General features: G+C 42.8%; 11 protein-coding genes and 1 pseudogene. 4 read left to right on the forward strand and 8 right to left on the reverse strand.

The window, feature by feature from the left end; translation table 11 throughout:
* Positions 1–20: 20 nt before the first annotated feature.
* The 7 genes and pseudogenes from DW182_RS10275 to DW182_RS10305 form a co-directional block, all read right to left on the reverse strand.
* Positions 21–1,172 (reverse strand): hypothetical protein, encoded by a 1,152-nt coding sequence (locus DW182_RS10275; protein WP_118295445.1) that lies wholly within the window; start codon positions 1,170–1,172, stop codon positions 21–23.
* Between the two features lie 62 nt (positions 1,173–1,234).
* Positions 1,235–2,245, reverse strand: a complete 1,011-nt coding sequence (locus DW182_RS10280; RefSeq protein ID WP_147400122.1) for a hypothetical protein — start codon at positions 2,243–2,245, stop codon at positions 1,235–1,237.
* 374 nt (positions 2,246–2,619) lie between these two features.
* On the reverse strand, positions 2,620–3,483 hold the full coding sequence (locus tag DW182_RS10285; protein WP_158580799.1) for a polysaccharide deacetylase family protein: 864 nt from the start codon (positions 3,481–3,483) through the stop codon (positions 2,620–2,622).
* A gap of 157 nt (positions 3,484–3,640) precedes the next feature.
* Positions 3,641–4,045: a HEPN domain-containing protein gene (locus DW182_RS10290; RefSeq protein WP_118295448.1), complete on the reverse strand. Its 405-nt coding sequence runs from the start codon at positions 4,043–4,045 to the stop codon at positions 3,641–3,643.
* Positions 4,039–4,362 (reverse strand): nucleotidyltransferase domain-containing protein, encoded by a 324-nt coding sequence (locus tag DW182_RS10295; protein ID WP_118295449.1) that lies wholly within the window; start codon positions 4,360–4,362, stop codon positions 4,039–4,041. Before DW182_RS10295 ends, DW182_RS10290 begins: the two co-directional genes overlap by 7 nt.
* A gap of 106 nt (positions 4,363–4,468) precedes the next feature.
* Positions 4,469–5,929 (reverse strand): annotated as a pseudogene (locus DW182_RS10300) (ATP-binding protein).
* 266 nt (positions 5,930–6,195) lie between these two features.
* Entirely contained in the window at positions 6,196–6,345 is a 150-nt protein-coding gene (locus DW182_RS10305; protein WP_118295450.1) for a transcriptional regulator, read from the reverse strand.
* 120 nt (positions 6,346–6,465) lie between these two features.
* Between DW182_RS10305 and DW182_RS10310 the strand changes: the two genes are divergently transcribed.
* Together DW182_RS10310 and DW182_RS10315 are read left to right on the forward strand one after the other, a co-directional pair.
* On the forward strand, positions 6,466–7,464 hold the full coding sequence (locus DW182_RS10310; protein ID WP_118295451.1) for a hypothetical protein: 999 nt from the start codon (positions 6,466–6,468) through the stop codon (positions 7,462–7,464).
* Positions 7,465–7,533: 69 nt separating this feature from the next.
* A complete protein-coding gene (locus DW182_RS10315; RefSeq protein ID WP_118295452.1) occupies positions 7,534–9,525 on the forward strand; it encodes a bifunctional DNA primase/helicase in 1,992 nt (663 codons plus the stop codon).
* A 164-nt stretch (positions 9,526–9,689) separates the two neighbouring features.
* Here the strand turns inward: DW182_RS10315 and DW182_RS10320 are convergent, their stop codons facing one another.
* Complete coding sequence (locus DW182_RS10320; protein WP_118295453.1) at positions 9,690–9,947, reverse strand: DUF4248 domain-containing protein; 258 nt, start codon at positions 9,945–9,947, stop codon at positions 9,690–9,692.
* Between the two features lie 229 nt (positions 9,948–10,176).
* On the opposite strand from DW182_RS10320, the gene DW182_RS10325 reads away from it, so the two are divergent.
* Both DW182_RS10325 and DW182_RS22140 read left to right on the forward strand, forming a co-directional pair.
* Complete coding sequence (locus DW182_RS10325; RefSeq protein ID WP_118295454.1) at positions 10,177–10,701, forward strand: HU family DNA-binding protein; 525 nt, start codon at positions 10,177–10,179, stop codon at positions 10,699–10,701.
* A 48-nt stretch (positions 10,702–10,749) separates the two neighbouring features.
* Positions 10,750–10,854, forward strand: a complete 105-nt coding sequence (locus tag DW182_RS22140) for a smalltalk protein (protein ID WP_158580779.1) — start codon at positions 10,750–10,752, stop codon at positions 10,852–10,854.
* Positions 10,855–10,895: the final 41 nt, after the last annotated feature.

The raw sequence follows: 10,895 nt of genomic DNA on the forward strand, positions 1-10,895 counted from the left end.
ATTTGTATTTAGATTACAATTCATTTCAAAAACACCAAAAAAAAGTTTTTCAAACATAGCATATAATATGAAAATGGCAGTGGATTAAAAGTTGTTTTTTTTGCAAATAATATTTTTAGAAGTGAGATTAATTCTATATATTTTCTACTTTTTATAATCTCTATCAGATATATTATAATATCCACATATACCCTATCATCTTTCTGAATGAACTGCCGCCCTACATCCATCACTTCTAAATTGGCATCATAATAAGCAATCAGCGGCAGAGGAGTTTCAGCAACATTAGAAATTTGAATAAAGCCCTCTGGGCGTGTACTCATTTCAATAAAATAGAAATCTCCCATATATTCTTTAAACTCTATTCCCCCAATACCTACATAGCCTATTTTTTTAAGAAATGATTGACTAATTTTAGCTAACTTCTCATTACGGCATGTTATTCCCATAGCCATATTGCCTTTTCCTCTTGGATGTTGGACAATTTTCTTCCCCATACAATCTACAATTGTACCATTTGCCATTCGAAAAAAAATATAGAACCAAGATTTATCATCACCACCTGGGATATATTCTTGACACAAGAAATGTATTCTACGAGATAATATACCAAAAGATTGCAAAGAATAATCATCGATACTATCACACACTTTCACCTTAAAACCTATTTTTCTTTGATTTTGATAATCGATAGGCTTTATAATAACAGGAAACCTAAACGCTTTTTTAACGGTCTCAATATCATCATGAGTTTTGATAGTTAATGTTTTAGGAGCCAATAGGTCGGTTCTTTTTATAGAGACATCAGACTTCCCTTTGTTATTATAAATGTTTATTATTGAATTATCAGGAATCGTTAGTATAAATTTCAATTCAAACCACTCCCTAAATTGAGCAACAAACATACAACTTTCATCAGAAGTACAATAGAGTACAGGTAATTCCTTGAATGTATGCAAACTATACCATTCATTTATACGTTCAAAAAAAATATTAGCAGAATCTGCAACCCAATTAACAGTCTCGGTAACAAGCCCTGTTGGACAAGAAAAATGTTCTATATCACTATTTAGAAATATAATATATGTTTTTATCAAATATTTACTCCTAATACTTTTACATATAGAGAAAGAACTCCCAAGAGCCCCTGCAATAACAACAACGTCTTTCATTTTTAAAATTTATTAAGCAAAATTATTCAATCAATCCATTTTTCAATAAACAACGATATTTCTTATATAGCATATCTCAAATTCCAAACAAAGCAAATCACAGCAATAATAATAGGATATACACATATAATTATACTAGGCAACCTTTTCTTTATTTGCCAGTAATCATATCTCGATAACCACCAGAACGCAACTAAATACACCATTGATAAATGAGGAAATGACAATCTAAATTCCAGTCCTTTAACAGAAATTACTACCCCTATAGCATTAGTCAAAAAGAAAAAAATTAAAGGATATATCCTTTGATATTTGTGGCGAAAAGCATAATATACACCTAAAAAAAAGGGGGCCGTAAGTAATACTCTATAAAGAAGCCCAGAAGCAAATAAAGAAGTATTCTTTATTGTATACATCATAATAGAAGGAAAAGGGCCAGCCAAGGCAGCTAAGGGATCAGCCATTTGATTGACAACTCCCCCTCCACCAGCCATTTCCATTTTTTGTTCGATAATAGCTTCGGTATCTCCACCACGCAGATATCTTTCATTTGTCATTGTAAAGAACGAACTTGAATATATCATTAGTAACAATATGCCCCCCAGTATGATACTAAAAATCCTTTTAGAGTACATCAAAATTAAAGTTAATCCAAAGGAAAATATCAACAATAAAGCGACAGGAATCCTAAAAAACAATAGTAACAATGGAAATAAAAGAGAACAAACAAGATATATCTTATTTTTTCGTCTCAAAAATGAATAAAACAGATAGAACGATGTTATCACTAAAAAGACTGTAATTATCTCTTTTGAAACCATTGAACCCTGAGCTGCAGAGAAGGAGGATACTGAAAACGTTAATGCTGCAATATAAGCATACCGTTTAGGCATTAAGCATCTCCCTATATCAAACATCATTATTGCTGAAATAGAACTTAAAATGTAATAGGAGAAATTCAAGAATAATTTAGAGGGTATAATACGAAATATAGAAGAAATCCACAAAGAAGTTCCCCAATCATCAAAATCATAATTATTAGTTAAATACCGAAAACTTTCAATAATACTCATTTTACACATTTTCAACGATTCCCTGTAATAAATTAAAGCATCTATTTTAGAAAATATGAAAGTATCACCATCAATATAAAAGGAAACCATCTGAATTAATGTAGATTCTATGATCAAAGACACCAGAACTGTGAAAAATAGATTTTGTCTTGTAAAATTAGATATGCTCTTTCTCCATATATTAATAATAATACCAAGAATAAAAAAAGTAGCAAAAGAGACAATATACATATAAAAATACTCTGAAGACTTTATTGACACAGAGAAACAAATATACAATATGAATCCTATAACCCAATAAGATTTATTAATTAACTCCAAAAACATCTGCCACTGATTATTTATACCACGAATATATTATGAAGATTTCTGACCTATTTATTTAAGGCATATCTCAACAAAGGATAATATTTACCCAAAAAGAGTTTCAACCTGACAAAATTCATCGAACCGCATGACAATCCATATCTCGGTATGGCAAAGACATCATCGGACAGTGAGAAATTGTGAGGACGGGTAGAGAAAGCCAACTTGATGGATGTATCGGTCAGCATTTGCATTTCCCGCTCACCAAAATCAAGAACCGGTCGCCCGTTAGGATAAGCAAAGGTCAAGACGGGATGCTGCAATAATCCTTCCAACTGACTGATGGAACCTTTTATTTCATTCATCGATCTTTCAACCGTTTCCCTTGCCAGGAAAGGATGAGTCAGCGTATGGGCTCCTATCTCTACCAAACCTTCTTTATCAATCTGCCGGATTTGCTCCACAGTCATATTCATAGCTGCTTTAGGCTCTACGTGATACAACTTACGATAACGGGATATTATTTCCCACATATTGTCAATCGAGGTCTTATCAAATATATATTGTATCTCTGCTTCAGTAGGAGTTATATTCAGGAAGTCGAATGCAATCTTCCTTAATTTATCTTCATCATACCCCCTGATCTCCTGAAACCAGAAGTTAACAGCCTCTTCCCGTTTAGCTATTTCCGGCGACACAAAGAATATTGCGGGAACTTTATGCTTTTTCAGAACCGGATAAATCACATCATACGATGTACTGTGTCCGTCGTCCACGGTTATCAGACAGGCATTCCTTAAAGGCGTATGGTTGTAATAATACTCATACAAGTCCCGGGAGCCGACCATTGTATACCTGCTTTTCAGGTACACAACTACCTTCTCAAACCAAACCGGATCGTGAAGTTCATGGAAATTAATTACTTTGTTCATTTTATCGGATGTCCTATTTTCTGCGTGCAAAGACTGCTCCGACTGATTTTCAGCCGGTAACATGTTCTACTAAAGAAAATAGATTTATTGATTTAACTGTTATGACGGGGCAGCATTTTTGAATCCTAATTTGAGGGCTTACAGTTCGCTATCAATTTTATTTTTCCTTAAGAGTTATCAGATTTTCCATATCTGTAATAAAGACTAACGTTCTCTCTATATAAGGTAAAACCTCATCTTCTGTTGCATCATACAAATCGTCATAATCACCAGATTGACGTAATCCAAAAAGCCGAGAAAACAAACGCCCATAACTCTTATCCAAAAGCCCCTTCGCTATAAATTGGGCACCTACCAAATGAATGACACCACTATGAGAACGAGCAGTGAAACCTTTATCTAATAATAATGCAGAAGCCATATGAAATGCAGAATAGTAAAGTCGATTACCTGCCAAATTCCAAAAGCCTAATTTTGCGACTTCTTTAGCCTCATTCAAATTGTCATAAGCTTTCTGCTTGCGATAATCAATAATTGCTTTTTTCTCATCAATACTTAGCATAATTCTATTCCGTCTTGTTCTACATTTCTATAAAAAGGAGAAATATTCCTTTTTAACCAGTCCTTAAAGGTATAAAGGAGCGGATGAATCTGTGCATCAATGTGCCATCCTAATTCAAATAAAGGATAAGAATATTTATCATGATCGGCTTCTTCCAATTTATCCTTATCAAGCAATATCAGAATGTCCCAATCAGAATCTTCACGAGCATCTCCTCGAGCCTGAGACCCAAAAAGAATCACCTTAGCACCAGTTGGCATAACTTGCGCTACTGTCTCCTTAATGGAATGCAGTATGTATTCTTTACGATTTGACATTGATAATATAATTAACGCATTTAATTCTTACACAAAAATAAAACTTTTATCTCAATAATCATAGATTTATTGATTTAACTTTTATAATAGAGCTTATAGATTCGAATTACTCTATCTTCCAATCCCCCAGCGTCCTCCGCTCGCTATCGAAATTAATCCCCACCTTCACCACCGGCAGACCGCACAGCGCAAAGCGTTCGGGATAATTCTTCAGATTAATCTGGTCCATAGCAGCATCCGCTGTCTTATCAAGCTTCAGCTCTATGACGTACAGTGTGGTACGAGTGCGGAGAACAATATCTACACGGCCTCGAGGAGTATGCACCTCTACATCTATATAATACCCCAGAAGGCTGAAGATGATATAGAACACTTGCTGGTAGTGACCCTCCGAATCGGCATTGTCGCAATAGGGAATGGTGGAGAGAAACTACGAAGGTATCAGGTTACGCATCAATCCGGTGCGAACTTCTTTATTAGGAATGTCGAGCGTGTAAATGCCAAATTCGCTATCGCAATCTTTTATAGTGATATAGCCGCTCTGATAGAGCAACGGAGTGATACTGGCCATGCGCTCCGTGGGAGCGTCGAATTCTGCGGACACGGCTTCCACGCCGTCTATCTTCGACGGGACCACACCGAACTTGTTCAGCATCTCTATCAGATAAGTAGGCGTGCCGCTACCAAACCAATAAGAATCCATCTTACCGTCGGCAAAAGCGTTCAACAGGCTGAAAGGATTGTAAATATCGGGCGAAGGCCAGGTGAAATGATAACCGTCATAGTTATCTTTCAGTTTCGCAATCATTCCCTCACGAGAGACACCTATGCGTGCAGCCAGCAAATCCAGATCACTATCCATCTGAGTCAGCATTTCTTCTTCACTGATGCCGCAGATAGCTGCGTATGACACATCCATGCTGATGTTCTTGATATTATTCAACTCGCTGAAGATGCTCAGTTGGGAGAACTTCGTGATACCGGTGAGGAATACAAAACGTAGATAAGGGTCGCAAGCCTTCAGGGGGCTATAGAAATTGCGCATCACATCCCGAAGCACGGGAAGATTCTTTTCTTCGTGGATAACGTCGAGAAGCGGGGCGTCGTATTCGTCGATGAGGACGACAACCTGCTTGCCGGTTTGCGCAAAAACACATTTTATCAGATTTGTCAGACGGACGTTAGCGTCAGGATCCGCTATACGGCAATCATATTCCCGCTCATATCCGGACAGCATATAGTTCAACATTCCGTTCAGTCGTTCCTTATCCACATGCTTCGCTATGCTCATATCAAAGTGAAGCACCGGATACCGGGCCCACTCCGCCTCCAACTTCTCAATGGCAAGACCTTCAAACAGATCCTTACGACCTTCAAAATAAGCGTGCAGCGTACTGGCGAGCAAACTCTTGCCGAAACGACGAGGGCGGCTCAAAAATACATACTTAGAATCAGAATGCGTCATTCTATAAACATACTCCGTCTTGTCTATATACAAATAGCCCTTTCCACGGATTTCCGAGAAAGTCTGTATCCCTATCGGGTAAAGTTGTCTCTGCTGCATCATATCCATTATTTTCTTTCCACCTTTGTTTACCTGCAAAGTAACAAAATCTATCCGTTTTTTCCTAACCAATACCCACTTATTTATAACTCAAGTTTCGCGGTTGACAAGGCTTCAGGTAACAAGTTAACAAGGAAGATACCGCTGTGGTAGTAAACACTCAGAACAGCAACGAAGCAATCTCCCTCCACATTTCTCCGAATTCCTCTTCCGTTTCATACTCATGGAAAGCATTGAATATGCGAACATAAAAGCTCAGTTTTAAATCTTTACCAGCCCGAACTCTCGTAATAGGTGCGGCGGCTGATATGGCAGTCCGCGCAAAGTTGCTTAATACTCACACCCAAATGGAGACGGAGCTGATTGATATATTCACCTAAACTCTCATGTTCACATGAGTCTTCTGCTGATTCAAGCATGATTTTATATAAATTAAATGTTAATATTCGATAATTATCGGGGCAATCGTACCAACATGTTGGTACGATGCATTTTTGAATTCTCTCTAACTTCGGGCCATATTTCAAAAACAAAAAGCGATGAAAGCACTAAAAACAACCATCTCCATAACGGAACTCCAAAAGACCATCGGTCTGTGGAAAAAACGGAAGATTACAGATTCAGCCATTCCAAAACTTCTGAACCTCTACCTCGGACTGACTCCTTATATGAACAGCGAGCAAGTTTATCCGGTGGAAAACTTCTACGACATCAGACTCTCACTAAGATTCACCACCACACAGGCACTCATAGAAGCCGTGAAGAATTGCCAGTCTTTTGGATTTATCCAGAATGAGGACCGGAAACAGATCACTGCCTTTTATTCACCGCTATGGCATGACAACGAATCCGAAAAACTGACAAATGAGACTGATATCCAACCCGGATTACCGCAAATTTTACCGCAGACTCCTGCGCAAACTTCTGCGGTGGATAATATATATAATATATATACTAAAGGGAGTTCTTCTTCGGAAGAACTTTCGCCTACCGGCGATACACCTTTAGATGATAATTCTGATAAGAAAAATATCGTTACGCCGGAATCTTTGGCTGCCGCCAAAGAGTTTTTCCATCTCATCAACGAGGACTCCGCGCAGAAAGCGCAGATACTGACTCCCCTGATTAACTGGTTCCAGACGCACGAAGGGCTGACACGTAAACACGCCTGCGAAAATCTGGTGTATATGGTCAACGAACTGCTGATTCCTTACTTCGCCTCCCAAGCCCGGTTCATGAAATCCAACCATACCGGAAGGCTCTGCTGGCTGAACAATCTGCTGAAGTCGGCGCATGGGCAGCATTTGCTGAACGATGCGGCACGGGGCGGCAGGCAGAAGCGGGAACAGGCGGCTCAAGAGAACCGCACGAATCAACGGAATAATCATCCCCTCAGTGAGTTTGAATGGACAGACCCGGAATCGGGAATGAGATTCTATGACGATGTCGATGAAGGGACAGTAAACATACCCGAAGAAGCGCAACCCAGACCCTCGGCAAAAGCCATTTGGAATGTGCTAAGCAACCAATGGACATAGAGAGTAGATTCTTCGACAAGCTCAGAATGACAGATAGTTCAATTTCATAAATTATAAATCATAAATCTATTGAAACCCTTTTATTATCTCAGTGACTTTCCCGATCGTAAAAACGCAGGAAAGAATTTCGTAGCCGAGTGCCCCAAATGCGGAAAGAAACATCTTTCCATATCCAAAGCGACAGGAGCCTATCATTGTTTCTATGCCGGATGCGACTTCAACGGAAAGCTCAAGGACTTCTGGGAAGAACGCCCCTACTCCAATTCTTCATTCAGCAACGGCGGAGCGGCTTCCGGTATGAACCGGGCATCTTCCGGCATGGGAAAATCCGTAAATTACACCTGCAAAAGCAGCAGCACAACAGGCGATAGCGGAAAACACGCATCGGAAGTGCCCATGATTCCTGAAGACTACAAAAGCCTTCCGCCCGAAATATTCTCTAAAATCAAGCCCCTGACCGACGACCCTGAAACAACCGACCCGGACCAACTGGCAGCACGCCGTTACCTTGCCGACCAGGGCATCTCGCTACAGACAGCCATGAGCGCCCATATCGGCTGCCTCACGCACCGCTGCTACGGCAAGGACGATGAGAAGAAATCCGGCGGAACCATGTATCACTGCATCGCCTATGTGAACTACGTCAACGGGCAACCCGTGAATGTAAAGTACCGTTCGTGCGATCCGTCCACCGCCAGCCGCACGGACGACGGAAAGCCTGCCGGATACACCAAGTTCTGGAGCCAGGATTCTCCCACCACTCCTTGTGCGCCCTATCACATCGACTGCATCAATCCGCTACGCGTGTCCGAAGAACACATCCGGCGCCTGATTATCACCGAAGGAGGAAAGGACGTGCTGACCCTGAATGAAGCCGGATACCCTTACGTCATCAGCGTGCCCAACGGGGCGGCAAGCGACCTGCCCAAAAGTTTCGAAGCCTTCGACTCCTGGCTGGACCAGGTGCAGGACATCGTAATCTGCGGAGACCGCGACCTGCCCGGACGGACACTCGTCAAACACCTGACCGACTACTTCGGCGCCCGCTGCCTGCTCACCACGCTGCCCGGCGACTGCAAGGATATCTCCGACGTACTTGCCGCCTACGGCGTGGAAGTGGTACATGAAATTATCGAAGCGGCACGCCCGCAACACACCTCGGATATCATCACCGTCAGCGAGCGGACAGATGAGATTCTGGACGCCTTGAACGGTGAATACGACCACGGGTATGACGTAGGCTACGGCCCGCTGACGGACCACGTATTTCACCCCACCGACCAGGGAGGCCTGATTATCGGCACCGGAAAGCCCAACAGCGGAAAGACAGACTTCCTGAACGACCTCACCTGCAGGCTGATGGCCAAAACCGGGCGTTACGTCTGTTATCTCTCTTTCGAAGTGCCGGACAAGAACAAGCACATGGCGCATCTCGTCCAGTTGATGCTGGGCAAGGTGAACACCGCCAACTATACCCGGGAGCAGTTGCAACCCATCGTCAGTTATCTGAACGAGCACATGGTTCACCTCGACCTGCATGAAGTCTCCCCCACTCCCGCCAACATCCTCGCACGGGCCGACATGGTGCGCCGCACGGCACCGTTGAAATATCTCATCATCGACCCGTACCTCTTTATGGAAGTGGAAACGGGACGCTACAACACCGAGACGCAAGCCATCAAGGCCATGCTGACGCAGTTGCAGGCATGGGGCCGTACCAACCATATATGGGTCATCATCGTAGCCCATCCGCGCAGCCTGAAAAAGCAGAACGGAAAGAATGAGCTGGAGGACATAGACATGTACACCATCTCAGGCAGCGCCAACTGGGCCAACCTCGCCGACTTCATCTTCTCCATTTCCCGCATCAAAGAGCAGGACCGGGCTTATACAAGGCTCGACATGCTGAAGGTGCGCGACCAGGACCTGTGCCAGACAGGCAGCGTCCTCTTCGTCCGACAGCCCTGCGGCCGCTACGACGAACGGGAATCCGAAAAACAGATAATAGCGGAAGCGCAAGGCAGGGTCATGGCGAAAGACCAGAAACCTTGGGGAAGTTGAGAACCATCCGTCATCCTTCGACTACGCTCAGGATGACGGATACTCATACTTGCGGCTGCGAATGCCAACGCTTGCGGGAGTGTGCGCCCTCACTTGCGCAAGTGAAGCCCTTCACTCCCGCAAGCGTTCATCCCCCAACTCTCAACTCTCCATTCCCAACTTCCCTACGGCCTTCCCAAGTACAAGAAAATCAGTTCCACCTGTTTGGTCGTAAAAATTTGCTGGGTCAGCCGGTAACCGGTCTCCCGCAAGGCACGGGACAGCGCCTCGTTTAATCGTATCCAGCGGGACAGGCGGTTGAGGGCGGAACGCTCTCCGATTTCGGGAGCATAAGCATGCGCCAGTTCACTCTTGGAATAAGGACGGACGGGCCATTCTTCGATGGCGGCATCCGCAGTCTGTTCACAAACGATTTTCTTCATTTTCTGATAATTTTCTGATTAATTTTCAAGTTCTTTTATGCTATAAAAGTACTGAAAAATCATCAGATATCACTTATTCCGAAGCAGGTTTATCACCTCTCAATGTCACTCATTTTCACACCCTCCCGTTATTGTATCTTTGACCTGTCGGAAGGGAGAAACGAACTGTCCTCCCCACCACACAGAGAGTCTTAATTTTTAATTTTAATTTTTTAAATTATTCTTGTTTATGCAAAATTACAGTATTGCAATGCTCAAGAATCCGCAGAAAGCGGACGAAGAGCCCAAGGCTTATGCCAAGTCGCAAATTACAGGCGAACTGACCCTGAAGGAACTGAGCAGACGTGTAGCCTCACAGACCACCGTCAGCAGGGCGGACGTATCCGCAGTCATCATCGCCACCGTAGAGAATATGATCGAAGGCCTACGTGCAGGCGAACAGGTGGATTTCGGAGACCTGGGAAAATTCCGTCTGCAACTCACCAGCCGTGGAGCGGAAACGGCCGAAAAGTTCACCGCCGCCAATATCACAGGCGTCAATATTCAATTCATTCCCGGAGAAGACTTAAAAGACATCTTTGCCGGTATGGAATGTTCACCGGTACCTACACGTGCCGCCACCCGTGCTGTGCTGAAAGCACAAAAAGCCGGACAGACAACCGTGGATATTTCAGGAACATCCACTCCCGGAGGAAACGCCGGAGGTGGAAATGCCGGAGGCGACGGGGGGATAGAGGATGATCCACTGGGATAAATTGACAGTTGACAGTTGACTGTTGACAATTAATAAATAATCAGTTATATGGAAAAAAAATCAAACTCGACCTGGAGTGTCATTATCAAAGTTGTAATTGCCATAGCATCTGCTCTGGCAGGTGTATTCGGACTAAATTCCTGCATGAAATAGACCATGAGAGCAGGCAGTTTTTATCAGAACTATCGGGAGGT

This window comes from Bacteroides sp. AM16-24 (genome assembly GCF_003471885.1).
In the GTDB taxonomy this organism is placed as follows: domain Bacteria; phylum Bacteroidota; class Bacteroidia; order Bacteroidales; family Bacteroidaceae; genus Bacteroides.